This is a genomic window from Shimia sp. (assembly GCF_039969785.1).
GTDB lineage: Bacteria > Pseudomonadota > Alphaproteobacteria > Rhodobacterales > Rhodobacteraceae > Shimia.
Genome location: NZ_JBDVNC010000024.1, coordinates 1 through 26,549 on the forward strand (window position 1 = coordinate 1; position 26,549 = coordinate 26,549).

At 51.4% G+C, this 26,549-nt stretch carries 23 protein-coding genes and 3 pseudogenes; 6 read left to right on the forward strand and 20 right to left on the reverse strand.

Going from position 1 to position 26,549, the window contains the following annotated elements:
• Nucleotides 1-418 precede the first annotated feature (418 nt).
• Entirely contained in the window at nucleotides 419-2,521 is a 2,103-nt protein-coding gene (locus tag ABJI08_RS12840) for an alkyl sulfatase dimerization domain-containing protein (RefSeq protein WP_348402250.1), read from the reverse strand.
• A gap of 95 nt (nucleotides 2,522-2,616) precedes the next feature.
• Nucleotides 2,617-3,015, reverse strand: a complete 399-nt coding sequence (locus tag ABJI08_RS12845; RefSeq protein WP_348402251.1) for a hypothetical protein — start codon at nucleotides 3,013-3,015, stop codon at nucleotides 2,617-2,619.
• Nucleotides 3,016-3,475: 460 nt separating this feature from the next.
• Here ABJI08_RS12845 and ABJI08_RS12850 point away from each other — a divergent pair, with 460 nt between their 5' ends.
• A complete protein-coding gene (locus ABJI08_RS12850; RefSeq protein ID WP_348402252.1) occupies nucleotides 3,476-4,201 on the forward strand; it encodes a Crp/Fnr family transcriptional regulator in 726 nt (241 codons plus the stop codon).
• A 412-nt stretch (nucleotides 4,202-4,613) separates the two neighbouring features.
• On the opposite strand, the gene ABJI08_RS12855 is transcribed toward ABJI08_RS12850, so the two are convergent.
• From ABJI08_RS12855 to ABJI08_RS12890, 8 genes and pseudogenes are all read right to left on the reverse strand, one after another.
• Nucleotides 4,614-5,843, reverse strand: coding sequence for a biotin/lipoyl-binding protein (locus ABJI08_RS12855; RefSeq protein ID WP_348402253.1), 1,230 nt, complete (start codon nucleotides 5,841-5,843; stop codon nucleotides 4,614-4,616).
• Entirely contained in the window at nucleotides 5,836-6,183 is a 348-nt protein-coding gene (locus tag ABJI08_RS12860) for a hypothetical protein (RefSeq protein WP_348402254.1), read from the reverse strand. Before ABJI08_RS12860 ends, ABJI08_RS12855 begins: the two co-directional genes overlap by 8 nt.
• A 104-nt stretch (nucleotides 6,184-6,287) precedes the next feature.
• Nucleotides 6,288-7,649, reverse strand: a complete 1,362-nt coding sequence (locus ABJI08_RS12865; protein ID WP_348402255.1) for a HAMP domain-containing sensor histidine kinase — start codon at nucleotides 7,647-7,649, stop codon at nucleotides 6,288-6,290.
• 5 nt (nucleotides 7,650-7,654) lie between these two features.
• Complete coding sequence (locus ABJI08_RS12870) at nucleotides 7,655-8,338, reverse strand: response regulator transcription factor (protein ID WP_348402256.1); 684 nt, start codon at nucleotides 8,336-8,338, stop codon at nucleotides 7,655-7,657.
• 179 nt (nucleotides 8,339-8,517) lie between these two features.
• A complete protein-coding gene (locus tag ABJI08_RS12875) occupies nucleotides 8,518-9,951 on the reverse strand; it encodes a Do family serine endopeptidase (protein WP_348402257.1) in 1,434 nt (477 codons plus the stop codon).
• Between the two features lie 133 nt (nucleotides 9,952-10,084).
• Entirely contained in the window at nucleotides 10,085-11,770 is a 1,686-nt protein-coding gene (locus ABJI08_RS12880; protein WP_348402258.1) for an alpha/beta-hydrolase family protein, read from the reverse strand.
• A gap of 392 nt (nucleotides 11,771-12,162) precedes the next feature.
• Nucleotides 12,163-12,261 (reverse strand): annotated as a pseudogene (locus tag ABJI08_RS12885) (IS481 family transposase); the annotation flags it as partial.
• Nucleotides 12,262-12,346: 85 nt separating this feature from the next.
• Nucleotides 12,347-13,639, reverse strand: a complete 1,293-nt coding sequence (locus ABJI08_RS12890; RefSeq protein ID WP_348402259.1) for an AI-2E family transporter — start codon at nucleotides 13,637-13,639, stop codon at nucleotides 12,347-12,349.
• Nucleotides 13,640-13,969: 330 nt separating this feature from the next.
• Between ABJI08_RS12890 and ABJI08_RS12895 the strand changes: the two genes are divergently transcribed.
• On the forward strand, nucleotides 13,970-14,209 hold the full coding sequence (locus ABJI08_RS12895) for a hypothetical protein (RefSeq protein WP_348402260.1): 240 nt from the start codon (nucleotides 13,970-13,972) through the stop codon (nucleotides 14,207-14,209).
• A gap of 33 nt (nucleotides 14,210-14,242) precedes the next feature.
• Here the strand turns inward: ABJI08_RS12895 and ABJI08_RS12900 are convergent, their stop codons facing one another.
• The 9 genes from ABJI08_RS12900 to ABJI08_RS12940 all read right to left on the reverse strand — a co-directional run bounded on the left by ABJI08_RS12900 (nucleotide 14,243) and on the right by ABJI08_RS12940 (nucleotide 22,275).
• Entirely contained in the window at nucleotides 14,243-15,376 is a 1,134-nt protein-coding gene (locus ABJI08_RS12900; protein ID WP_348402261.1) for a mechanosensitive ion channel domain-containing protein, read from the reverse strand.
• A 135-nt stretch (nucleotides 15,377-15,511) separates the two neighbouring features.
• Nucleotides 15,512-15,976 (reverse strand): phage holin family protein, encoded by a 465-nt coding sequence (locus ABJI08_RS12905; RefSeq protein WP_348402262.1) that lies wholly within the window; start codon nucleotides 15,974-15,976, stop codon nucleotides 15,512-15,514.
• Between the two features lie 13 nt (nucleotides 15,977-15,989).
• Complete coding sequence (locus ABJI08_RS12910) at nucleotides 15,990-16,286, reverse strand: hypothetical protein (RefSeq protein ID WP_348402263.1); 297 nt, start codon at nucleotides 16,284-16,286, stop codon at nucleotides 15,990-15,992.
• A gap of 70 nt (nucleotides 16,287-16,356) precedes the next feature.
• A complete protein-coding gene (locus tag ABJI08_RS12915; protein WP_348402264.1) occupies nucleotides 16,357-17,157 on the reverse strand; it encodes a hypothetical protein in 801 nt (266 codons plus the stop codon).
• 49 nt (nucleotides 17,158-17,206) lie between these two features.
• On the reverse strand, nucleotides 17,207-18,871 hold the full coding sequence (locus ABJI08_RS12920; protein WP_348402265.1) for an alkaline phosphatase family protein: 1,665 nt from the start codon (nucleotides 18,869-18,871) through the stop codon (nucleotides 17,207-17,209).
• A 108-nt stretch (nucleotides 18,872-18,979) separates the two neighbouring features.
• Nucleotides 18,980-19,534: a DUF308 domain-containing protein gene (locus ABJI08_RS12925; RefSeq protein ID WP_348402266.1), complete on the reverse strand. Its 555-nt coding sequence runs from the start codon at nucleotides 19,532-19,534 to the stop codon at nucleotides 18,980-18,982.
• A gap of 106 nt (nucleotides 19,535-19,640) precedes the next feature.
• Entirely contained in the window at nucleotides 19,641-20,042 is a 402-nt protein-coding gene (locus tag ABJI08_RS12930; protein WP_348402267.1) for a PRC-barrel domain-containing protein, read from the reverse strand.
• 84 nt (nucleotides 20,043-20,126) lie between these two features.
• Nucleotides 20,127-20,636 carry a DUF1269 domain-containing protein gene (locus ABJI08_RS12935; protein ID WP_348402268.1) on the reverse strand — a complete coding sequence of 170 codons (510 nt, stop codon included), beginning with the start codon at nucleotides 20,634-20,636 and terminating at the stop codon, nucleotides 20,127-20,129.
• Between the two features lie 94 nt (nucleotides 20,637-20,730).
• A complete protein-coding gene (locus ABJI08_RS12940) occupies nucleotides 20,731-22,275 on the reverse strand; it encodes an arylsulfatase (protein WP_348402269.1) in 1,545 nt (514 codons plus the stop codon).
• Between the two features lie 456 nt (nucleotides 22,276-22,731).
• Here ABJI08_RS12940 and ABJI08_RS12945 point away from each other — a divergent pair, with 456 nt between their 5' ends.
• Complete coding sequence (locus ABJI08_RS12945) at nucleotides 22,732-23,613, forward strand: helix-turn-helix domain-containing protein (protein ID WP_348402270.1); 882 nt, start codon at nucleotides 22,732-22,734, stop codon at nucleotides 23,611-23,613.
• Between the two features lie 12 nt (nucleotides 23,614-23,625).
• Here ABJI08_RS12945 and ABJI08_RS12950 read toward each other — a convergent pair whose 3' ends face one another.
• Nucleotides 23,626-24,456, reverse strand: a complete 831-nt coding sequence (locus tag ABJI08_RS12950; RefSeq protein ID WP_348402271.1) for a YihY/virulence factor BrkB family protein — start codon at nucleotides 24,454-24,456, stop codon at nucleotides 23,626-23,628.
• Between the two features lie 327 nt (nucleotides 24,457-24,783).
• Between ABJI08_RS12950 and cls the strand changes: the two genes are divergently transcribed.
• From cls to ABJI08_RS12965, 3 genes and pseudogenes are all read left to right on the forward strand, one after another.
• Entirely contained in the window at nucleotides 24,784-26,193 is a 1,410-nt protein-coding gene (gene cls, locus ABJI08_RS12955) for a cardiolipin synthase (RefSeq protein WP_348402272.1), read from the forward strand.
• 86 nt (nucleotides 26,194-26,279) lie between these two features.
• Nucleotides 26,280-26,399 (forward strand): annotated as a pseudogene (locus tag ABJI08_RS12960) (hypothetical protein); the annotation flags it as partial.
• Between the two features lie 67 nt (nucleotides 26,400-26,466).
• Nucleotides 26,467-26,549: pseudogene (locus tag ABJI08_RS12965) on the forward strand (IS6 family transposase); the annotation flags it as partial.

A 26,549-nucleotide genomic window follows, 5' to 3' on the forward strand; every position in this document is an offset into this window, starting at 1 on the left:
TCAGGAGCGCAGCGTTTCCCGAAGATGCCATTTCAAGCTTAACCGCACCACTGCTCTCGCTGAGTGGCGTGGTCTTTGCGCGGCATAAGGGGCAGCGATGCTGGCCTAGTAGAGACTGGTGCGAATTTGTCTGACACCACCGCTATACTTTTTGAGTGAATTTAGGGATGGTTTCAATTTCTGATGTTTGGCGAAAGCCAATCAAGCATAGAGATTTTCCCAATTCGTAAAAGGATTGGGGAGGGAGAGACCGCCTCACAAGTTTAATCTGACAGTATCCAGCTGCGACAGCAATCAAGAAAAATACAAAGGCAGTATCTTGTATCATTTTCGGTCGGCCAAAAAGTGAGTTCCTGTATGTAAAGAGGGCGGCTGAATATGAATTGAGCCGTCCTCCAAATGTATATATGAGCGCGCTTTACTCGATCACAGTGCGCCCAATTTCAGCCTGGAATGACTCGGAATGCGATTGCGCCGAAGAATTGTCACGCGTTCCCGGAAGAACTTCGAACAATGGGTCAAAGTCGACCATAGCGGTAGCTAGAACACCAAGAATACCAATGTCCCCTTCGAAGGTCGCTGTACCGTCGGCAAACTGAGCTTCCAGTTCTTTCTCGCCTGCCATAACGGTTTCAAGGTCGGTGCGATTGATCGTCATCGACAGGTCTGGATCGTCATGTTGATAGCCCTCGACATTGGTCAGGGTCGAATTGGACAGCTCGATCAGGAACTTTTCACCGTTGTCAGGTGTGCTCAAGTTGATCTTGTACTGATGCCCGGCAACCTTGCGTCCATCCATCTTGATGGCGAGGAAATTCAGGAAGAGTTCGGTCGACATTGCCCGAATAACATCTGGGCTGGATGTGTCGGCACTTTCACCCTCGGGAACGCCGGATCGAAGTTCGAAAGCTCCCGACAGGAATGAGTTTCGCAGGCCCGGGTTTTCTTGTTGATAGCCAATCTGCTCGTACACATCTGCTAACAACTGGCGCGCAGGCTGGTTCTGAGGCTCGGCCTGAACCAGTTTGTTCAGGACTTCGCTGGCCATCATGTAGTCACCGGCTTCGTGCAATTCCAACCCCTTGTTAATGATCGCTTCGGACCCGCCCATCATCTGGACATAAAGCGGCGCCGAATCTTCAGGCGAATGCGGGATAAGGGTGGCAGGGTTACAGTCCCAGAAACCAAGGTAGCGTTGGATGACGCCACGGCTGTTGTGCTCTGGAGAGCCATGATAACCGCGCGTATGCCAAGTCTGTTGCAGGCTTTCGGGCAGCTCGTAAACGTTTTGGATCTGGTTGATGGTCACGCCCTGGTTCGCATGGTGCAAAACCTGATTGTTCATATGCGCGTAGAGATCGCGTTGATCGCGCAGCACCTGCTGGATGCGGTCATTTCCCCAACGTGGCCAGTGGTGCGAATAGAACATGACCTCCGCTTCCTGGCCGTACAACATCAACGCATGCGAGATGTATGTCGCCCAACGCAAGGGGTTGCGTACAGGCGCACCGCGCAAGGTATAAATATTGTGCAAGGTTGCTGTGACGTTTTCCGCCATCCACAGCGTCTTGGTTTCGGGGAAATAGGTATTCATGTTCGACGGAGCTTCGGTGCCTGGCGTGTTTTGGAAGATCATCCGAACGCCGTCGACGACGATGTCTTCGACGTCGTCTTCAATAATGCGGGTTGGCGCGATCAGGCCAACTTGCCCCGCTGAGACACCCTGTCCGAGCCCCTGACTGACAAACCCGTGCGGACTGGTGGGCAGTAACAGACCATATTGATAGAACAACCGCCGGTTCATCGCGTTGCCAGCGTAAACGTTTTCCGAGATTGTATGTTCCATAAAGTCGCGCGGTGCGATGATCTCGACTTTGCCAGCGCGCACATCATCCTCATCAACGACGCCGCGAACACCACCCCAATGATCGGTGTGTGAATGAGAGTAAATCACAGCAGTCACCGGACGGCCCTCTCCGACATGCTCTTGGAAAAACTCAAGCGCAGCTCGCGCTGGCTCTGCCGAAATCAGCGGGTCGATCACGATCCAGCCAGTCTCACCTCGGACGAATGATATATCCGAAAGGTCAAACCCGCGGACTTGATAGAAACCAGGTCGAACTTCGTAGACCCCGTAGTTCTGGTTGAGACGCGCAATGCGTTGCAACGAAGGGTGAATGCTGTCGAAATCTTCGTCAGTGTCCAGAAAATCAAAGCGCTCTTTATCCCAAGCGACATGTCCAGCATCGGCCATGATCTGCTTTTTGGGCATCTCGGCGATCAATCCGCGTTTCTGTTCATCGAAATCCAGCGTGTCGGAAAACGGCAGGTCGCTGCGTGCTTTGTCGAGCACCGCTTTTGTATGTGCAGATGGTGCTTTTCCTTTGGGGTGAAAGTGACCTTCAAGCGGTGTTGCTTCTTGAGCATGAGCAACAGCGTCGTCCAGAAGCACATGACTTGCCACAGCAAATGCGGCGCCAGCGGTTGGGAGGGTTTTCAGAAAGTTGCGTCGTGTCGTCATTTTTTATCTCCTTGTGATGAAACTGATAAGGTTCGGAATCGACTTAGTTCGTTGGGAAAGATCGAACCCCATAACCAAAGTGAGAACTTGGAACTTCAATGCCTTTGACCGGCGTCGAACGTGTCTAAATCACCATTTCTGTGCAGTGTTTCATGAACGTATGGCCAGATTTCTTTTGGGATGGCCTCATGCAGCTGATCCTGAATGCTCAGCAATTCTGACCGCTTGGCGTGCCATTCTTTGTCGAACTCCGAAGCTAATGGCCGCAACGCGTTGTTTGGTGCGTTTGGTTCACGTAAAAGCCGGATAAATTCGGCTTCCAACATGCTTTGCATGACATTCAGAACAAGCGCCTTGGCATGGATTTTACGCGCGATGGCTGTTAATTCCGGAGAGTTTTCGTCGCTCATGCGCCCCAGTGCGGCCTCAAGCCTTTCAGACAATTTTTCAACTTCCTCAACCGGGTAACTCCGGGCGAAACCCAGAATTGTCATGATTGAGCTTACCGCAACACTGACCAAATCCGGATACTGACAAGGTGTGGTGGTACCGGGTATCCCTGAAGAATAAGACGTTGTTTTGTCGTTGGGTTCCTGCCCGTTAACCTTCCTAGGCAAGCTTCCTTTGCGAAACGTCTCTGTCACGTTCTCATCCTTTGCTGCTCCAGACTTGTGAACGACCAGGTGAAGACATACTGGTTCGTCACATTATCGTTTGAGCCTGTTGTGGTGACCGTAGCCCGTGGGGCGCAATGCAAATTGCTCTCCAGATGTATTCTTGCAGATTTTTTGGACGGCAGCGTCTGCTCCCTCAGATGGCAGACGTGGCGATATCAATTATGACGTCTCACAGCATTGTTCGTCGCATCGGCCAGACAGTCTGCCTTGCAAACCCATCTTCCTTGCTGATCGGGAAACCCAAGAGTAAGCTGTTTGCCTGAAACCACGATATTGGGTGGGAATACTGACTGTGCAATCAAAGCAACTTTCCGCTGCGCAAAAGAAAATCCTAACGCGCGATGGGTGGCTTTCGCTGCAAAGCCTGAATTTTCAGGATTCGTTTTTGGCACTTGGTACGGTCAAGCAGTTCGAAGCCGGGTACTGCCTCTATGCTTTGGACAGTCAGGTGTCACATGTCTACGGTCTCATTGACGGGCAAATTGACGTGCATCTGCTTTCGTCGACATTCGAAGAGATTGCCTTTCCGTCAACAGGGCGTGGCAAGTGGTACAGCTTTAGTGATGCTATTACAGGAGATCGGACCGCAGGAACCGCAATTCTAAAGACCCATTCCACGATGTTTTGCGTCCCAAGGGCAAAACTCCTTACATTTTTGGACGACGACCCAATTCGTTACAGAGCCATTATTTCTCACGACAATACTTTGCGGAGGCACATTCAGAGAGTTCTTATGGATGCTCTTACCGGATCTGAGGTTGAGCGCGTCGTGATCCGGTTGCAGGCACTTGTAGACGGTCAAAACACCGATGTTGGAACGAGCCTGAAGCTTACACAAACCGAGTTGGCCGCGATGGCAGGTGTATCGTTACCGACGGTTCAGCGAACATTTCGATTGTTAAAGAAATTTGAGGCGGTGGAAACTGCCTATGGTGAAATTCAAATCACTGATCGTGAGAAGCTATCCCAATTGCAGGATAACTTGGAGCAATCGAAGGGCTGAAGAACTCTTCTAGGCAGTATCAAAAACTCGTGTTTACCAAGCGACAGATGTCATGGAATTGCTTTGACAGCCATTTCTACGGAATGCACGCCTGTTCCAACGAATACTCCGGCGAGCAATAGTCCGACGAAAGCATTTATCACAGCTAGAGCTCTACTAGACGGCCGCGATGGCCTGAGGTCGCCATACCCCACAGTCGTTGCGTTAATAAAGGCGTGGTAAAGTGATGTGCCCAAGGGCCAGCCTTCGATTCTGCCAATCGTTAAACCTAACACGCATATGGTCGCTCCGAGAAACAAGAGAATTGGCGCCAAATGTGCCAAATCGTCAACGAATACCCGTATGAAAACAATGGAGAATGCCATGCGCTAAATCGTATCCATTGTTATTGAAGTCCCGGTTCCATCCGTCATCATTGCGAGAACACCAGGACTTTGATCGGTAGTATTAGTGACTGAATTCTCAAAACCAATGCATTGGCAATACCCATGCCATCGACCAAACGGGTCACAAATGCGCTGAATCCAGTAATCTCGCCGGCCTCGATCTGGGCGCTTCGGTCCCTGTAAGCGACCCCAAGGCAAGCGCTACCAGGTGTGATCCCGTCAAGGTGGCCGGGGAACACTGGTTCAAGTGTGGCCAGAATGGTGCCCGGTTGGGCCCTGTCGCGAATATCAATCAGCTGGTCTGTTGGTCGAATTTGCCCCGAAGCAATGGCATCCTGAACTTCTGTGATAATCATTGGAAACACGGTCAAAGCTTCGGATGCACAAGTAATTTCGGTCAGCATGCCGACCTTTAAAACCGGCGCCGACATTTGACCAAAACCTGCCTGAAAACGGTTTCGCCCCGACGCTGATGGGACAAGAATTCCAGCAGGGCGCAAAATCGGGTTTACGATATCACCGGCCTTAAGCTTGAATTGCTTCACTGTACCGTCAACCCCGGCAAAAACCGTGGATTTGGCGATTTCATTATTGGCCTCCGCTAGAATAGCTATTGCGCTGTTCCTTTGGGCGGGCAGGACTGTGCTGGAACGTGTTCGGACAGTTTGCAGAACGGCCACTGCCGCATCATATTGGCTTGTGCTTACTAACAGTGCAGTTCGCAAACGCTCAAGGTCCTGTTCTGAAACAACTGTAGAATTTCGTTCGGCAATCTGAAGCCGACGGTCCAATTCTGACTGAGCTTGCGTGACGGTGGCTCTCGCAGCGGATAGGGAGGCTTCGGCAACCAATTTTTCCGCATCGGCCATCAATAAGAGCGCGCTTATTTCGTCAATGCGCCGTTGTGCCGTTTCAGCACTCGCCTCTTGGCGAGTGGTATCCAGTCGGAAAATCGGCTTACCAGCGCTGACTTGCTCGTTGTTTTTAACGTATACCTCGGCGACGCGGCCGGGGCGGTCTGAAAGGATAGTCACAGTACGAAAGAGCGACGTCACATTGGTTGCTGTCGGATGATTATAAAATATGACCGCGATCAAAGTAATCGCAATCAAAGCACAAGCGGTAATACCCCAGCGGAGCTCATACCAGACAGTAAACAAGTTGATCTCGATCCCAATCCGCTTGCCCTGTCTGTACCTTCTAAACAGGTAATCAGGTAGGATGGTGATCAAAGCGCTAAAAAGAAGCTCAATCATGTGAATCCTCCTTTTGCGCAGAATGCGAGCGGCTTTGCTCCCACGACTTGAAAGGTGCGATCACTTCGTTGATCGGTATGGCCGCCAAAAGAAGTGCCGCCACCCAATAGATATTGTTCATTGAGAATAACGACAGCAGTCCCAAAAGTCCGATAATCTGCAACTGTACCTTGTTCGCGCCACCAGCCATGCGGTCAGGAATGGACTGGATTGTGAAGTAAATCGCACCAAAAGACAGAACCAGAACAATCAAAAAAACAGCGACAACAATTTGAAAAACGTCAGTCTCGCCCGGCCCTGTAACAAAAAACGGCAGTTGTTCGATTTGCTCTGGTGTCATTGTTCCCTCGTTGAATGAATACGATAGTTGGTTCCATTAAGGTCACTAATTTCCCTTTTGTTCAAGCATTTCGGACGGGATTAAGTGAAAGGAACCAAGCTTACTCACTTTTTGGTGTGCCCCCGGGCAAGCGAAACGGTCACGTCAAAACCTGGATTTGCGTTCTTCAGTTGGACGTCCCCGTCGTGCATTCGTGCCACCGCAGCCACAAGAGCAAGACCCAAACCCGAACCGGGATTTGACCTGCTGACATCAAGTGTTTGGAAGGGACGAGTCGCGTTTTGGATAAATGCGTTTGGCATCCCCGGCCCCTTGTCAGATATCACCAATTCAAGGCTCTCAGGGTGATCATATAGTTTTACAACGATCTCACTATTATTCGGTGAATGTCGAAGTGCATTCTCCAAAAGGTTGGAAAGAACCTGCATCAAAAGCGCACGGTGGCCCTCTATCGGCTCGGCCGCGCCAACCGCATGAACGTTTATGTCTCGTTCGTCTCCGATTGGTGCATAAAGTTCAACAGCATCACTCACCAATGCATCCACATCCACGATGTCAAAATCTGATTTGGGTAGTCGTGCCTCAGCCCGAGCGATTTCAGTCAGGTTGGCAAAAACCCGCAACAGGTGATCCACTTCCTCAAGCGCCCTTTTACCTGCTTTGTCCCGTTGCTCCTGATCGGCGTTGTCCAGAACCAGCGTATCCAAATGTGTGCGCAAACGGGTCAACGGGCTACGCAGGTCATGCGCCAGACTATTGGTCGTAAGCTGCAAATTTTTGACCAACTCTTCTATCCGTTCGAGCATGTCGTTCAGCGTGATAGCCAAGCGATCAAATTCATCCCCTGTACCGCGCACCGGAATACGTCGCGCAAAATCACCTGAAACAATAGTATCAGCTGTGTCTGAAATTTCCGAAATCCTACTAAAGATAAGTCGGGTCAAAAGCCAACTGGTGATTGAACTTAGTACAAAGGCGGCTATCAAAGCCCACCCTGCAGATTGTACGAGTATTCGGTCAAATTTTTGTCGTCCAGATGCGTCTCGCCCGACCAAAAGCCTAGCATTGTTTTCAAAACTGATTGAAACGGCTGAAATGGGTACGCGTTCGTCGCTGTCGGTTCGGACTAGCTCAAGTTCGACCCAACCTCCGCCGGGTTTGATGGAGGACGGCCATACCCCAAGGTTTCCGGATATCGAGCGCCCTCGGTGGTCGGTCAAAAGATAGATTGCATCCTGCTTAGTCGAACTCAGAACACGGCGGTCAATTGCTGCTGCCAAACCTGGCAATCCGAGCCTTTCGTAGTCGTCCGCAAGACCGGCAATTTCGGCCTCAACGACACTTCGCGTTTCCTGTTCGATAATCACGTTCGTGGTCACATAAACAACGCTCAGGACCAGAACCGTAACGACGCTGCTTAGCAGAATACTAGCGAAGATTAGCCGGGTTCTGGCATTGCGTAGCATTCCGATTAATCCGCATCCGACATGATGTAACCCGCGCTGCGTACCGTCTTAATCATTTGAAATTCACCTGGAGCATCGAGTTCGCGTCGCAACTTGCTGATATGAACATCAATGATGTTTGTGTGTGGGTCAAAGCTGTAATCCCAGATGCCTTCTAACAACATCGTTCGAGTAATGACCCTGTTCACGCGCCGCAAAAAGTATTCCAGAATTTGAAATTCTCGTGGGGTCAAAACAAGTGCGCGGCCCGCTCTGGTGACACTGCGTCGCTCCAGGTCCATGACAAGATCGGCACAGGACAGCATCCGGTTATCCGATTGATCCTGTGGCCGGCGCATCAGCGCTTCTATCCGAGCGTCCAATTCTTGAAAGGAAAACGGTTTAACGAGATAATCATCGGCCCCAGCTCGTAACCCTCGAACCCTTTCGTCAACTGCGCTCATGGCAGTCAGCATCAGTATCGGTGTGTTGATGCCTGCCGCTCTAACCGATTGCACCAGAGACAGCCCATCCAATTCTGGTAGCATTCGGTCCAATACCAGCGCGTCCAGAGCACCGTTCGTTGCCAGATAAAGGCCATCGCGACCATTGGTTGCCGTTTCAACGACATACCCTTGCGCTTCAAATCCTTTGGTTATGAAATCAAGAGTTTCCAGGTCATCTTCGACTACAAGAATTCTTCGACTCATGAGCAAGCATCCCTTCGTCGTTCAAGCTACACGCATTGTAAACAAATTTGAAATTGGACAATCAAAAGCCACCGGGACCAATTGATGCCCGGTGACTTCGGCGGTGCGATCCTTTTCTGATCGCACCGCTAACCGATTTTCATCCCCTCCCAAAAAGTGGAACCGGTTAGCTTGATTGGTTAGACTATCTTGACGGCGACGAACAATGACTGCCCACCGCGATTGATCAAGACAAGCGCCGGATCGGTCTTTTCGTCCTGCAAGGCTTCTTGCAAAGTCTGAAGTGTATCGACGCGTCTATCGCCAAGCTTTACAATCACATCACCATTTTTCAGCCCTGCTTTTGCTGCTGGTCCGTTTGAGGCAACGGACATGATGACCATGCCAGTAGTGTTCATATCGAGGCCCAACTCGGTGCGGTGCTCTTGGGTAAGAGGTGCGACTGATACTCCAAGGAGCTTTTTGGACGCAGCTTCATCTAAGGGTGAAGCTGTCTCAACTGCGCGGGCGCTTTCATGCTGGCCAATAGTGACATCCAACTCCAATTCTTCTCCACCTCGAATTACACTTACCTTTGAGATTTCGCCAGCCTTTGCTGCGGCGACCAGCTTCGGAAGATCTCGGCTTTGCGAAACAGCATTGCCGTCAAAGGCAGTGATTAAGTCTCCGACCTCAACTGCGCCGTCGGCGGGCCCGTCTTTGATGACTCCTGACACCAACACGCCTTTTGGCAGGTCCTGTCCAAGTGCCTCTGCAAGGTCTGAAGACACGCCCTGAATTGAAACGCCCAACCAGCCACGATCGACTTGCCCATCGTCCAACAAATCATCCGTGATCAATTCGACAATGTTTGAAGTCACAGCAAACCCAAGGCCAACTGATCCACCGCTTGGTGAATACATCACGGAGTTCACTCCGACGACCTCGCCTGCCATATTGAAAAGGGGGCCGCCTGAGTTTCCTTTGTTGATCGCCGCATCGGTTTGCAGGAAATCAGCATAGGGACCCGCGTCGATGCTGCGATTCTTGGCCGAAACGATCCCGCTAGTCACTGTTCCGCCCAATCCAAATGGGTTTCCGACCGCCACGACATCTTCTCCGACCCTGATCTCATCTGAGTTTCCAAGTACAACAACTGGTAGTGCGGCAGCTGCATCAATATTCAGAAGGGCGAGATCAGTCTGCGGATCGGTTCCGACAATTTCCGCATCGAATTCTGTGCCATCACTAAGGCGCACCGTGATTTCAGTAGCGTCGTCAATGACATGGAAATTTGTGACGATCAGACCATCTTCCTTTAGAATAAATCCAGACCCCAAACCCGACCGCGGGACATGTCTTTTAAAATCGTTTGGCGCATTGTGCGGAACACCAAAACGCTCCGAGAATTTTTGGAATGGTATTTGGTGGCCCTGCTCAGTGTCTGCCTCGATGCTCGTTGCGTCACGTTCAGCGATGATCGTTACGACTGTCGGCCCAACCTCTTCGACAAGGTTTGCCAAAGCCTCACCAGCTCCTGCGCCTCCAGACAAAAGAAGTGCGCCTGAAAGCGCTGTTCCACCTATAAAGGTCGAAATCCGCCGCCGAGTGTGGGAATCAGTTTTAACTACCATGTCGTATCTCCTTGAAAATCCAATGGCCTCACGGACCTTGAACAAAGAGATATGTTGGGAAAATGAATTGTACCCTAAACGTAGATTAAGAAACCTTAATGTTTCTCATTTTGAAAAGGATTTGTCGCGTGCCTCAAATCGGGGAACCAACGAAATTTTCGAACTTCTGTTTCAATGCTTCAGTATCCATCATGCTCCAACCTTCCGGCTGAGTAGTAGAAATCCATGCGTCAATATACTCGGATGCGACAAAGTTATGCCCATACCCTTGGGAAACCGAGGTGGCCATGGGGATGTCAAAGCCAACCTGAAGAAAACTGACAATCGGAACCCAACGGAAATAGGGTGAAATATCACGCCCCCGGTCCTTGCCCAACCAATCTGGTTTTGAAAACGCCATTCCAGTGGAGAAAAAGGTCATTGGGTCGCTTGCATGCTGTAAGTAGGTCACGCGTAAACGCCCCCAATCGGTAAAGCCGCCCTGGTCGAACCCATCTTGTGTCATGAAGCGAATAACAGAGCCGTCGCGATAACGCGGACGCCACTGTGGAGAGCCCGACTCGCGGTTCCGTGTCAGATTCCCCCAAGTACTGCTGGAAAATGGCGGGCCAACCCAAACAGCCCCATCAATTGGATTTGAAATCAGTTCAACCAAGGCCGCAGAGTTTTCTGAACCCAGTGCACCAAGGCTCAGCCCAAACAAATAGAGTTTCGGGCGCGCTTCTTCTGGCAAGGTAAGCCAGTGGCTGTACACCTCGCGAAACAATGCACGCGCGGCATCCTTTGAGCGGGTTGGATCAACCATCAAAGTTAACCAACTCGGCAAGTAAGAGTATTGCATTGAAACAATCGACAAGTCACCTTGATGCAAGTAAGCCACCGGCTGTATTGCCGCTGGGTCCAACCACCCTGTACCTGTTGGAGTTGCGACAATCAGGACAGAACGCTCAAACCCACCGGAACGAATGAGTTCGGATACAGCCTTGCCGGCGCGTTCTTCCAAGTCTTCACCTGTATTGTAGCCCGCATACACACGAACCGGCTGCATGGCAGATCGGCCTGTCAGACCTTCGATGTCTTCGCGATTGGGGCCATCTGTCAAAAACCGCTTCCCATTTCGGCCAATGTCATCCCATTGGATCAACATTGAGGTATCCGAAAACTCCGGGGGCAATTCGACGCCATCGTCGAAAACCAGATCTAGCTCTGCAAAGGTCCTATCTAGAAAACTTAAGGTTTTCCGAACAACAAGCCCATCCACCAGTGCACCCAGAACAACTGCAACAAGCAGTGCGCCCACGCCCAAAGAAAGCCGTTTGGGCAATATTTTGTTCACCCGTTCCGAAACACGAAGGGACAACCGCCGTAGTCCACGTACCAGCAATAAAAGGCCCGTGGCCGAAAAAATGGCCACGCCCAACACCTGAAATGGATAGGCGCTATCGACCAATTCCATTTCCATAAGTGTTCGGATGGAATTTTGCCAAACAGACATACGGTTCATTGTCAGAACCGATACCGCGGTCGCACTTATCAACAACACGAGGCTCAATCGAGTCTTCCAAATCCCTCGAATCAACGGGACTTCCAAGAAACCAAGAGTGCCGATCATTAGATTTCCAATCCCGTATCCAACAACAAATGAAACACCAGACAAGGCGCCCTGTAACGTCGGGATCCTGGGTAAAAGCGAAGGAGTTAATGAAAGGCAAAACAACGCCATTCCAATCACAGCGCCAACCACCGACAATGAGGCCCAAAAGTTGACTAGCGATTTTGGCAGCATGTTCTGCACTTGCTGAAATGAGGTAAGCGGCATGACAAAACTCCAAAGTCATCGTGAAAAGGTGGGTCGAGCTGGCGGATTGGCCCCACCTGAGTTATCCAGTTTGAATGTTAGTGCATGATTGGTCTGGGTTCCATCCGACGATGATTTCCGGAGCTGGTGTCCGGAAGTCCAAAGGTCTCTATGGGCCGCCCGAAGCCATCGTTACTGACAAATTGCGGTCGTATCGCAAGCGGGTCGCAGCGTGGGCCAAAGCACAGCAAGCCATTCTTGCGAACCATCCCGATCATGACGAAGCCATCGCATTTGATGCCTTAGCGCAATTGACCCTCGCGCCGCGTGGCCCCGAAGCCGTGCCGGCGCTCACAAAGGCAGGTGCAGCAATGGACGCTTTGCGTGCCGCGGCCCCGAAGCATCCGGCAGGCTATCCCAAAATATCGACAGGCCTTGCGGGCATTGCCGATCTTCTCGGCGTGTTGGAGCACTCTAAGCTTGCGCTGAATGTCGCGTTCGTCGTTCGTCATGAATACTTCCTCCATCCCAAATCAGGGAATTTACAGGAAGTGTCCTGGGAGTCCGTACATATCTACAGAACTCGTAGATTTGCTCTCAGTTTGGATCATTTTCTCTGAATTCCATTTTGAGCGCCTCTACCTGAGCTTCCATGTCATCTTTTCGTGCAGCGCCCATGGATGGTTTGTGTTTTGAGGAAGCTTTGTCAGCTATTTTTGGCGGGTTAGTTGAGGCCATTTCGTCGGTCAAAACAGAATTAAGCTGTTGTTCTTCAGGGGTTTCAGTTGTCTCATGCACCGCGATTGACACCGCTTGCCAGCAAGAAACAAATACGCCGGCAATCACCGGACCAAAGACCAAACCAGACGCGCCAAAGACGGCAAGACCGCCCAATGTGCTCACAAAAATCATCAGATCGGACATCTGAGCGTCTCGCCCGACAAGAGTTGGACGCAAAACATTGTCGATGGTACCCACGACCAAAAATGCCCACGCAGCCAGGCCGATCGCTGCCGGTATCGCGCCTTCGAATCCGAGATAGATTGCGCCACCAACGACCACGCCTGTTGCACCGATCCCCGGGATCGCCGCCGCAATAGCCATCACTACGCCCCAAAACGCTGGTCCCTCAATTCCCGCAACCCAGAAGCCAATTCCACCCAATGCGCCTTGGATTACGCCGATCAGAAGGGTCCCTTTGATCGTGGCCCGACTGACCGAAACAATTCGGTCATGAAGTTTATTCTGAAATTCTGCGGAGAGACCGGAACTCGCCAGGATCGGTCGAAAAGCTGACGTTTTTAAAGGTAGAAAGAAGAACAATGCGTAGATAAAGGTGAACAAACCAAGGAAAAAACTCGCGGTTCCGTTGGTCAAACCGGATATGGACGACGCCAGAAACGAGGCGACAGCCCCCAACAGTTCTTCTGTCTTCGCAGCGATCTGAGGGCCGGATCCTGCCAATTCCTGCTGGAAAGGCACCCAATTAGGAAATTCGTACGTGCCGCCTTTGATCGATTCGACTTCTGCGGTTAGTGTTTCCAGCAGTTTTGCGGCATCATTTATCAAACCCGATGCCTGCGCTGACGCCAGATATGCGATGCCAATGAGCGGCGCGACGACAAGGGCTATTCCTGTCAGCACTGTAATGGTGCTGGCCACACCTTTTCGATCCCCAACCCGAGCCAGAATGGCACGATAGAATGGCTGAACCAGCACCGAGAAAATCGCTGCCAGAGCAAGTGCACCTAAAAAAGGGTACGCGATTTCAATGAACGCAACACTGACCAGTACCGTCACTGCAGCCAATGAAACCAAGGCCAAAGGCCGCCCCAAGTTTACATGCGGTACATCGACTTTCTCTGCGTCTGCAGATGAGCCCGTTTCCATGTCGTCCGCCCCCGTTTTTGTTCAACAAAATCATACCATATCAATACACTAAGAACATCAGTTTAATCCTTTTGATCAGATCAAGGTAGATGCGGAACACACGTTTTGCCAAGTGGCGTTCTTGATGGAATGCCCGACGAAAAAACGCTTGGATCTTACGGTTGGTTCCTTGGCCGAAATCGAGACAGACCATGCTCGGAGCGATCTTCTGGATGCACAGTCAGTTTGGGCCATTTGTTCGGCGTTTTCAGAAACTTATTCACGCGGCAGAGTTGCTTGAAAGACCTTATACCCTTACAATGTAGGCCTACATAAAGATACGAGGGAAACATGGCAGATATTACGAAAATGCTGCAGGATTTGCAGCAGCGTCGCGACGAATTGAAGTTGCAACTTCATTTGGCTTCCAAGGAAGCGGAAGATGAATGGGAGGACTTGATGGGCGAGTGGGACAAGTTCCTGTCACGTTCCGAATTTGACAAAACTGCCGAAGAAGTTGGCGAGTCTGCTCGTGAGCTTGGACTGAAGATGAAAGGTGCCTATGATCGAATGAAGAAGCAGCTGGGCTGACTTCTGCTCGTCGCATAGGACATTCAAATGTCGCTACGGCGAAGCGCTAAGCGGTTCGCCGTTAATCTGCACAGTCTGCGTCGGATAGGCGAGTTCAATACCAGCCGCTTTGACGATTTCTAAAATAGCCAAACTCAGATTTTCCATCGTTTGCAAGTACTCGTCGTAGTCTGCACCCTTTGTCCAGACATACATCAGAATGTTGACAGAACTCGGCCCGAGTTCGCTTACATAGATGTACTGCGCCGCTTCCTCATCCAGATGAAAATCTCCACAGTTTTGGTGATGCAGACGCAATGCGTCTCGCACGGATTCGATCTGTTCACGGGTGGATGACAGTACCAGTGGAACAACGACTTTGACCCGGCGATGCTTGCGTGCGGAATAGTTCAGTACCACAGAGTTGGATAATTCCGAATTGGGAATATATCGCGGGATTTGATCGAAACCGACAACGAGTGTGGAGCGCAGATCAATCCGTTGGACTGTGCCTATAAACTGACCTTCCACTTGGATTGCATCGCCGCTTTCGAACCGCTTTTCGCTCATATTGGTCATTCCGGCCACCAGATTGCGGATCAGGTCTTGCGTCGCAATTGCCAGACCCGCGCCCAAAACGCCAACCCCGGTCAAAGCACCGCTAATGTCCACTTGCCAAACCTTTAAAAGCGACGTCAGTCCAAACAGCAAAATCGCAAACTGACTGATCCGTTGCACCCATCCGGTTTCCTTCGTCGCCGAACCAATTTTCTCGACAACCAGCAAAGACACAAACGGCCCGCTGAGCTGATACCAGGTTGCAAAGACTGCGATCAAAGCGACAGAGCTGAGCAGCTTTTCGAGTAACCCGTTCAGCACAGGGGGCGGGCTGATCGCATTTGATGCAAGGAAAAGAGCGAAGGTGACGACCAGAATTTGTATCGCGATTTTGAGCCCGGATGTGACCTCGTCGGACAGGCTGACAGCGAACCTCTTGAGAAGGGCTGAGAACCCTCCAACGATCCAGTCGGCAATCTTTCGACGAAATAGAATAACAAGAACCAGAAAGATACATGCCATCGTCGCTGCACCAGGATCGACACTTGCCAGCCACCCATTCAGAGTGTCTCCAAAATTCTGAACAATGCTTGGCCAGTTGGCTGTGTCAAATTCCACGAATTGGCTCATTTTTAATGGTGACGCTTACCCACCCAACCTGTCATTCGTCGAAACGTCCGGCAAGGTCCGATTGTTCAAGATCCACTGATTTGGGTAACGCATTTAGACATTCTGCAGACAAGTCGAAACGTGAAAACTCGCCTACTACTTCTTCTTGCTAGATTTCAACATCGTCTCGGCCAGCGGAACCACCAGCCCCGGCAACACCGTTCCAAGAGGGTTTTTAACCATCTGTTGGATATCTGTCGCGACACCCCGCACTTCGGTAATTGCCGATGTGAACTCAGCCTCAAGATCCTCTATGGCCATGTCGCGAACTTCGGTCGCTCCTTGAACATCCGCGTCCGCGCTCAACCGGTTGGCCGTGACAGCAAGAATAACCGACAAAAGAAAATTAGCGAGTGCAACGATTAAGGCAGCCATTTGTGGCGAGAACGACGCGGAAAGCGAATAGTATGCTGCGACGTTGATCATAATTAGCCCAATACCCGCCACCATACCGGCAGCAGCCAGCAATCCAGTCTGGTTTCGGATGACTGTCATATGTCGTTGAGCAATCAAACGTTCCGCCCGGAGGGCAATCGAGATATTTCGGCTTATTCGGTTCATTTATTAATCCTTACTAACGACTGTTGCGACCAGCAAAATAACCTAGCAAAAATGCTCCAAACACAGTTAACATAGGTTTCGTTGATGGCAGATCCTTCAGTTCGTCCATGAAATGCTCCAGGACTTTTTTCATTTCGTCGACATCCAAACCGTGTTGGTCCAACAGGCGCTCGATGTCCTGCAGTTGGGACTCACCGTCCTCATCATTTTTCACGTTTTCCGTGGCAGACGATTCCTGAACATCGGCTTCAGACGGCTTAGATGCGGTATCCCGTGAGGACGTCGACAGCTCTTGTTCAAGCTCGGTCACGGCTGATGTCATTTTATCTTGGTTTACCATCGAAACGGGTCCAATCTACTTTGTCGTAATGCACGCGTGGTCACAGAAATTGCATGTTAAGCGCCATGTAAACCTGCCACTTGGGAAGACCATTTCCCCTATCAAAAACCGAATACTGCGGTTCGACAAAGAAATTGTACACTGTTTTCCCACGTTTGGTCACCTTGCCCAGACGGATGCCAAGAGGAACCGAATAATTGTCATTGGCAAAATTATAGGACCAAATAGGGGCTCCACCGGTGTAAAACCCATTGCCCAACTGATAAAACACGAACGGTTGAAAAGCGCCAAGATTGGCGCGCGTTCGACCATTTGTATTGCCCACGCCAGTGCGCCAGGTCAGCAGGTATCCGTATTGCAAAACTGGTGACTTGGCATTGAAGTAAACGTTGGCCAGACCCAGCTGCCACTGATCGCTGCCCAGCCTGCTATCCGAAGCCGTTGGCGCCACCACCTGCGGACCAATCGCGAAACTGACGGCGGGTTCGCCGGTGCTGATCTGATAAGCTGCGAATATATCGAAGTCTCCGACGCCACTGACGGTTTGCCCCCCCGGGCCAACGGGTAACGAGTTGAAAGGTAAAGATGCGCGGATCAACCAATTGGTATCGCCTACAGCAACTGGCTGGGCATAACGCAGAACAAACTGATTTCCAGTCAGGTCTCCGGCGCCGGTAAACTCGCCGAAATAGTAATTCTGGATGTTGAAGGCCTTGATGTCTGCTAACGGGTTATTTGCCTGCGCGGCATCAGATGCCGCTTCTGTTTGTGCTTGGGCCTGTGTGATGAACAGGCAAAATATCGCGCCACGTAACAAGGTTAATAGATGGGGTGTTTTCATTGGCATTCTCCATCGCGAAATCTCTCAAAATGTCCGCGTACCACTTTGATCATTGCTTCATCGCTTCAGGCAACGGTTCGCCAATTGCCCCTGAGGGATGTTTGGTGCCTAGATAGGCCGCGACCGTTGGCGCGACATCAACCGTCTCGACGCGGCGCACAATTGTATGTGGTAAAATACCTGGCCCAACGAAGATCAGGGGAACGTGGGTGTCATAGGTCCAAGGCGATCCATGCGCTGAGGCAACGGTCAATCCGTCGAAATCGGCGACAAACCAATGCGGCTCGAACACCACATAGATGTCACCGGACCTTTCGGAATGGAAATTCGCAAGTACCGCGTCGGTGATCTTGGTGCGAGGGAATGATCCAGCTCGCAGGGCAGAACTGCCAGTGGCATAGGCTATTCCCGGTAATTTCCGAAGTTCTTCCGCCACCGCCTGTTCGACCACCGCAGGGTCCAGCCCCTTTTCGGAAATCAATTCTTGGTTCAGATAAAGATAAGGGTTGGAAAAATTCTGGATCAAGTCGCTGGATGCGCCAAAGTCCAGTTGCAGGCGTACAAATCCCGGCTCGGTATCCACGCGCTGAAAATCAAATAATCCGGCCTCGATACCCAAAGTTTCCAGATATTCGGGGTGTTCAGGCGCGCCATGATCTGCCGACAGGATAATCAATGTATTATCCAGCCCTACGGCGCTTTCAACATGCGCTAAAAGATCAGCAATACTGCGATCAAGGTGGGCAATATTGTCCTCAGCCTCAAGGCTGGAAGGACCAAAAATATGTCCAACATAATCAGTCGAGGACAAGCTGACTGACAGATAATCGGTCACATCATCCGCACCGACCTGTTCGGCGGACATAAGGGCTTTGGCAAAGTCGACCGTGATCTCGTCACCCGCTGGGCTGAGCGTCAGGAACGTGGTGAAATACTTGCTGTCTGCCGGTCCCCAGTTATGCGGGAAGGTGCGGCCAAAACTGGGTAATGCGGTTTCCCAGGGTTGATCGTCGCGATCTCCGAAAGAATAGAGGTCGGCATCGCGCAACAGCGTCCAGTCCTGGTGCGCGTAAGACGCAACTTTTCCCTGAGCGTCCCAATTAGTTATCCAATCTGGATAAGCATCGCGGTAAAAAGTGCTGGTGACAAACCGACCTTCGGCTTTCGAAAACCAATAGGCCTGTCCCGCATGACCGGCCATTGCGATGGCACCGCGATCCTTGACCGACACGCCAAAGACTTTTGACGCCGGGCCGAAATGCAAAGCGATTTCGTCAGAAAGTGTCGAGCTAATAATATTGCGTGGCGACCGGCCGTCGGTTGTCGCGGCGCGCTGCGTTGGGTCGATCTCGTTTGCGGCATCAATCCCGGCGGCCCCGACAAGCGGGTATTCAGCGTCCTGCACATTGTAAAACGGAGTGCCGGATTTGCGGTCAAACCACAGGTTGGCAACCATACCATGAATGGCCGGATCAGTGCCGGTAGACAACGTCGTATGGCCGACGATAGTTTCTGTATTGGCGTGCCTGTGATGGGCATTGGTGAAGCTCACGCCGTTTTGAAGCAAATAGCGAAAACCGCCTTCGCCAATATGCGCGCCGTACCTGTCGATTAGATCACCGCGCAACTGATCAACTGTAATCTGAAGCACCAACCGGGGTTTTTCTCCACCAGTTGCCTTGGGCGCGAACGAGGCCGCGAAACCAAGGGTCATTACCCCTGTAACTGCCGCTCTTGAAAAAACTCTGATCATGCGTCTCCCCACGTAATTCTGGCCATGTGCTTGCACCCTGAAATGAATCCCGACTTTCCTCGAAGCGCGTCAGATTGCGACTGAGATATTTTCTTTCAGTCCATAGGCGAATCGAACATACGCTGCCCCTTCGCTAATTAACGAGACACCAGTAATGACTCCTAACAGCACCACGCTCACTTCGGGGTATCCAAAAAGCAAATAGACGGAAGCCATAGTTGATATAACGCCGCCAGCAATGACCCAGCCGGACCCGGATTCCGGGCGCGCCATGACACCTATAGCAATCCGTATCAGACCACTTACAAATAATGCGGTGATCAATACCAAGGTCAGCGCCATCAACCCCTCGAGAGGTCTGAACAGTAACATGAAACCGGCAAAAGTGTTGAACGCTCCAAGGATCAAATACGTCAATCGCGCATTCCAACCGTCGTTGCTCATGAAAACCTGAGCCAACATCAGCACGCCGCCAACGACTAGGAATACACCCACGATCGTTTCGACCACCAAAGACACCATGAACGGGGCAAAGAAGGCGAAGGCCCCGCCGACCATCATTAAGGCCCCCAGCGCCAAGAACCAGCCCCAGTTTTTCTGGAGATCGGTTTTTCTATTTCCCATTTTTGGTCACTCTTTTCCTGCTTGTTGCATTTTCTCTCGACGCCGGCGTTCGCCCATTAACTGCGATCTCAGCGCAATGTTGGCGCCTCTGAACCGCTTTTTCGTTTCAGTTTCTCGCATATTGGAAGCGGGGAAGGCTTTTCAGATTATCCTTTGAGGCATTCGGCAGCACCAGATCACCGTCATCGTTGATCTCGAACGCGGCAGCAGGTAAGGCAATCAGCTTTTCACCGATGTTGAGAAAACCAGCGACGTTCACGATCACAAAGGTCGCGTCGCCGTCCGGCAAAACAATTGCATCATGAACGTAGCCAACAAAGTCACCGTTCGAATTGTAGACGTCGCCGCGCAAAAGACCGACTACGCTCCAACCAGTTGCGACAACCGCAATGTCCAGATCGTTATATTCAATCACCACTCCACCAGCCACGTGTTGCGCGGTAACCGGTAAGGGGGTTCCAATTGCGATTACTGTCAGAACGGCCGCAGATGAAAGCAGTTTCTTCATCGGACTTACTCCAGTCTCAAAAGTTGAAATTGCACCACCCCGACAGCCGAACACTGCGGTCATCGGGATGGCGAATGGGCACGATCAGCCTGCAGACAACGCCGCTCGCAGCTCTTTTTCGTCACTGACAGACAACGTCGTTTCGATGACCTCGCCTTTCATGCCTTCGAGTTCACCCAAGAGTTTCGTGGGCCTGTTGGTCCAGCCGATCATCGCCAATGCAGAACTGTCTTGCGTCAGCTTCGCACCAAGCCGTGCCGCCAGCGCGTCTTCTTCATCTGCCTGATCCAGCGCCCCGGCGAGCGATCCTATACCGGTGCCCGCGGCTGCGCCGATCAGCAATCCTGCAGCCGGATTACCTGCCAGCGCACCGATCATCATACCTGTCAGAGAACCGAGCGACGCACCGCCAAGCATTCCGGTCGCGGCCAACGCATCGGAATTCTTAACGCGAATATCGCCATCAACATCGCGGGTAACGACGATAAAATCGTTAATATCGGCTTCCCAGTCGGCATCCATTTTGGCAACGCGCAATAGCGCCTCATCAGCGGTATGACGGCCTTCGAACAAGATAATTACAAGATTAGACATTGGGGAATTCCCTTTTGTTTTGAAATTCGATTTATGGCTGTGCCGCGGTTTCAAGACACGCGGCACAGTTTTTATTGAATTGTCAGTTCCTTATTCACTTGCTGCCGTTGTTCGCCACCATCATCTCCATCACCTGATCAATCGAGAAGCTTGCCGGTTTCTGGCGTGGTGGAAATTCCTGGAATGTTGACAGGAATTGGCCAACATATTTCTGTGCAGGTACAAGGAAATAGATCCGGTCAATCATCCAATCGTAGTAGGTATTGGATGTCAGGTGGGCTTGCTCATAAGGATCGCGACGCAGGTTGGTGATCAAAGGAACCCGCAAAGCTGTCCAAGGCTCGATCCAAGCTCGCAAGGTCGAAACGGCTTTTTGCTCTAGGAAGATCAGTTTCCAATCGTCATAGCGCAACGCAGTCAGCTCTCCGGTATCCGCGAAATAGAAAATCTCGTGACGCGGACCTTCTTTTGTCTCACCGGTCAGAATGGGCAAGAAGTTGTAGCCATCCAGGTGAACCTTATACTCACGACCAAGAGCTTGAACGCCGCCGGCCTTCAGGTCTTCTTTGATGGTGTCGTTGCCTGCAGCAGCCAAGAATGTTGGCAACCAGTCCATGTGGTGCATGATTTCGTTCGAAACGGAGTCAGGTTCGATTTTGCCGGGCCAACGCACAAGCGACGGCACACGCCATCCACCTTCCCAGTTGGTGTTCTTTTCACTGTAGAACGGGTTTGAACCGGCATCAGGCCATGTGTTTTTGTGTGGCCCATTGTCCGTCGAGTAGTGCACAATGGTGTTATCCGCGATGTCCAGCTCGTCAAGCACATCCAGCAGCTGACCCACGTGCATGTCATGTTCGACCATGCCGTCGCCATACTCGTCTTGGCCTGAGATTCCGGTAAGAGAGTCCTTCACGTGTGTGCGAAAGTGCATCCGTGTGCCATTCCACCAGACGTAGAACGGTTTGCCCTGATCGTTGGCACGTTTGATGAAATCGACTGCAGCGGCGACAGTTTCATCGTCAACTGTTTCCATGCGTTTTTTGGTCAAAGGGCCCGTGTCTTCAATTTTTCCATCAGCCACTGACTTGATCACGCCGCGTGGCCCAAAGGCTTCGCGGAACGTTTGTCCATCCGCCAGAACCGCATCACCGGGATAGTCACGGTTTTCCGGCTCTTCCTCTGCGTTTAGGTGGTAAAGATTGCCAAAGAATTCATCAAAGCCGTGGTTCGTAGGCAACATTCGGTCCTGATCGCCCAAGTGGTTCTTACCAAATTGGCCGGTCGTGTATCCTTCGGCCTTCAACAGACCCGCAATTGTCGGGTCTTCTTCCTGCATGCCAAGATCCGCACCCGGTAGACCAACCTTGGACAGCCCGGTCCGATAGACAGATTGGCCCATGATGTAGGACGAACGTCCGGCGGTGCAGGACTGTTCACCGTAGTAGTCGGTAAACATCATGCCTTCGTCTGCAACCCGGTCAATGTTGGGCGTTTCATAGCCCATCAGACCACGTGTATAGGCAGAGATATTCGATTGCCCGATATCATCGCCCCAAATCACAAGGATGTTTGGTTTGTCCTGAGCAGTCGCCAGCCCTGCGGTGAATAGCACGACAGCTGAGATGGCCCCGGTCATCGCGGTCTTTGTTAAATTAAACTTAGGTCGCATATTCCCTCCAATATGGTCTTTGAAATTCAAACCACTCGCACCCGAAATTGACGATGTTCGAGTGGACTGTGTTCAAATGGCCTGAGGAGCCTAGACGACGAAAAATGAAGGAATGTCGGCAAACACGAATCCTGACGACGACAATTATACATTTACAACGCACTTTTTTGCGTGACTATTATCCTTGTCGGGCAAGGGGTGATGAACCACCTGCTGATTTCCAGTCACGACCATCGAGACCGGAGCAATTGGAAACGTTCTCAGCTTATGCCATGAACGATATTTCATTCAGTCTTTTGAAGGGTTTTTGGGATGGCAGGTCACACGAACGATTTCGCCATCAGAGCTGGCGCATTTCACGGTCCAGCCTCCGTACTTGCCGGAAGCTCACAACGATTTGAACGAACACTTCGAGCACTCGACTTGCCCACAGATGCTGAAAAGACCCTCGAGGCGGCTGAATATTTGAAGGGAATTAGCAACATTATCCGAAAGGCCGAAGATGAGAATTTTTTTCTTAGGGTGAGCCTGGAACAGGAACTAGAAGATCTAGGCATTTTTGGCAGAGCCATCAACTCGGCAAATTCACTTTGGGAGGCTCTTCAAACCGCCGCGACGGCGTTTAAATATTTCCAGAGCAACTCTGAGCTTGTGATAAGAACCTATCATGGAAGGTGCAGGGTCTGGTATTTTACGACGCTGAACCCAAATGACGCAAAGCAGGACATCCAGTATACCATGGGTCTGCTTGCAAAAATCGTCCTGCTTGCACGCGCTCAAATCGACCCGGAAATCACGATTACTTATCCCGGCGGGGCTTCGACACATTTCAATAACCTCGCATGCGAAGTATCCGTCAGGGATTCAAGTCAGGGCCATATTTCGTTTCACGAAGATCTGCTCAAAGCAAAAATGCGGCAATCGGACAGTGTGCGAGCCGGGGTGTTGATGCGGTACCTGAACGGCAGGAGTCTTGTCCAGATGCCCGAATTGCAAAAGTCAGAAATGGTCGCCGGGTTGGTCAAGGCATCGTTCGGCGTCGCGCCCTGGTCTCTCGCGGATACCGCACAGGTGCTTGGCATCGGAGAGCGGAGCCTCCAAATACAGTTGCGTGACGAAGGCACAGTGTTTCGAGAAATCGCAAAAACTGAACGCCACAAAGAAGCCCGCCGGCTCTTGACGCATGGCATCAGTATTGAAAACACCGCAGATGCGATTGGTTTCGAGCACCGGCAGAGCTTTTCGGAAGCCTTCGCCAACTGGGAAGGCTGTTCTCCTTCGGTGTATGCTAAGAAAAAGAATTGACCCAGTGCGGCGCTAATTGGATGGCCCAAGCCTTTTTACTTCAATCAGTCGGCCATTGAACTCCGCTCCGAGCACAAAAATTACTGCCATGAGGTACATGAACACAAGCGCCGCCATAACCCCGGCCAAACCGGCATAGGTGATGCTGTAAGAAGAATAATTGGAGACATACAGCGCGAAGAGCTGTCCGGCGCCCAGCCAAAGTGCCACGGTCAGAATTACGCCAGGAAACACCTGTTTCAGCGTGTGATGATGACCGGGCAGCCACAAATGGCAGGCAAATACAGAAAAAATCAGCAAAACAAACGAAATGCCCAACCGCAAAGTCTCATACGATCTCACACCGTCTTCATTCGGGTAAACGGCATCAACATAGAAAGGAACCGCAAACGTCAAAACTGAGGCAAGGGTCAAAATCGCGGACCCACACAAAACGAAAATGAGACATAGCGCACGCGACTTCCAAAGAGGGCGGGGATCGTGGTCATGATACGCGTCTGTCAGGGCTTGGCGCACCGCATCAACACCGTTAGAGGCGAAGAACACCGCCAGCAGCCCGCCAATCGTCATGGCTTTGACGCTGCTGTCTTGCAACACGGCCTGCACTTCCTTGATGATGGGCTTGGCGATACTGTCGGGCCATGTCCCATAAATGAATTCCACAATATCGAGGCTCGAAAACTCTGTGGAGAATGCGCGCGTCAACGACAGAGCAAAAACGGTGAAAGGAAACAGAGCCAACATCATGGACATCGCGATATGGCTGCTTTTCGTCCAGCCATAATTGGAGTCGAACCGGATCAGGGTTCGCCATAGGGCCGTTGCCATATGCCGTGCTGTCATTTCTCTCGTCCTTTGTGTTGAACCTGTTGGCGTCCACGACCATGAAAAGGCTCGAATGCAACAGGTACGGACAAAAAGCCAAGTCCAGATTTTCAACCTGATTGATATTCTTAACTAAATCAATGATGTAACATTGCTCTGACGCAAGCTTGAATCCGCTGGCGATATTCCGTTTGCAGTTTCTCTGCCGTTCGGTCTGGCTAAACTCAAAGATATGCAACGTCCTTGCCAAGGACCTCTATCTGATGTCAACTGATAGAATTCCACCCGCAATCGTTGCTGGGACGCTCGATTTTTTGACATAATTGACATATGATAGGGATGCAAATGGTCACAACGATTTTTGTGCTTGCGCTTATTTGCCTTGAAGTTGTCGCCATATGGTTCGCTTGGCGCGCGATTACGTCCGCCCGAACATCTCAAGGGGCGGTTGGTTGGGTCGTGTTCCTGATTACGGCACCCTACCTTGGCGTTCCGATGTACCTTTTCTTGGGTCATCATAAATTCAAACACTATCTTATCGCGCGCCGGGACAGTGAAGAGATCATCGAAGGCGTAAAAACTTTCAAAGCCGCAAACGCACCGCAAAAAGACACTGTCTTCCCTCTTCAGGCATTGGAAAAAATATCAGAGCTGCCGGCTGCCCGCGGCAACAACATGGAGCTGCTGATTGACGGCCAAGCCACATTCGACGCGATATTCGCAGCGATCGATGCCGCTGAATCTTATGTTCTTGTTCAGTTCTATATCCTGCGCTGTGACGGACTGGGGCAACGACTGCAAGACCGGCTGATCGCCGCTGCCGAGCGTGGAGTGACGGTGCGGCTGATGTTTGATGCTGTGGGCAGCGCCAAACTACCGCAGTCTTACCAACAGCGCCTGCGGGAGGCTGGTGCACAGGTGGTTGATCCCAAATCAGTCCGTGGCCCCCAAAATCGATTTCAGCTGAACCTGCGCAATCATCGAAAAACCGTCGTCATTGATGGCAAGGTGGGTTTCACCGGAGGCTTCAATGTCGGCGACGAATATATGGGGCTCGACCCAAAATTCGGCGATTGGCGCGATACGCATGCCCGGCTTGAAGGTCCTGTAGTTTCTCAGTTGCAATTGATTTTTGCCGAAGACTGGCACTGGGCCACCAACGAGGCACTGATCGACGATCTGGTCTGGGAAGTCCCCCATGCACCCGAAGACATGACAGCGATGATCGTTGCGACTGGCCCAGGCGACGAAATGGAAACCGGCGCACTGTTCTTCTTCTCAGCCATAAGTGCCGCAAAACATCGGGTCTGGATCGCGTCACCCTATTTTGTACCTGACACAGATGTACTGGCAGCCCTGAAATATGCGGCCTTGCGCGGTGTCGATGTCCGAATATTGGTGCCCGAAGTAATTGATCACAATATCCCATGGCTTGCCGCATTTGCCTATTTTGACGAGATTCGCGCTGCCGGTGTTCAGGTTTGGCGCTACAAACCCAGCTTCATGCATCAGAAAGTAGTTCTGGTAGACGATGACTTCGCCGCCATTGGCACAACGAACCTCGACAACAGGTCGTTTCGCCTGAACTTTGAGGCAATGGCGGCTTTCTTTGATCCACGACCTGCCGCTGTAACTGCAGCCATGTTAAAAAATGATTTTGATCGCGCGTGGATGCTGGATAAAACACTTAGTGAGCAACCATTGCGCATCCGGGTCGGAGCCCCGATCGCCCGGCTCTTCGCACCTGTATTGTGAGCATGTGCATTCCGAATGGAGACCAGGGTACTTCCATATGCGCGGAATAAGGGACAGCGATGCTGGCCCAGTAGAGACGAGTTCGAATTCGCTTGGCAGCACCGGATGGTGAGTTCGTCGTGAACGAGTTGAACACCATGCCGGGTTTCACGGATATCAGCATGTATCCAAGAGTAATGGCGGTGAGCGGGACCGACGGGCCGGAGATTATCGACCGGCAATGTCAGAGGAAACTCGGTTGTGAAGGGCCGGGTGGCGACCTAGCGTTGCCGAATGACAAAACGATCCCCTTTTCGGTACTTCAAAACGAGCCCTGAGATTATCCGCCTTGCGGTGATGCTCTATGTCCGATTTCC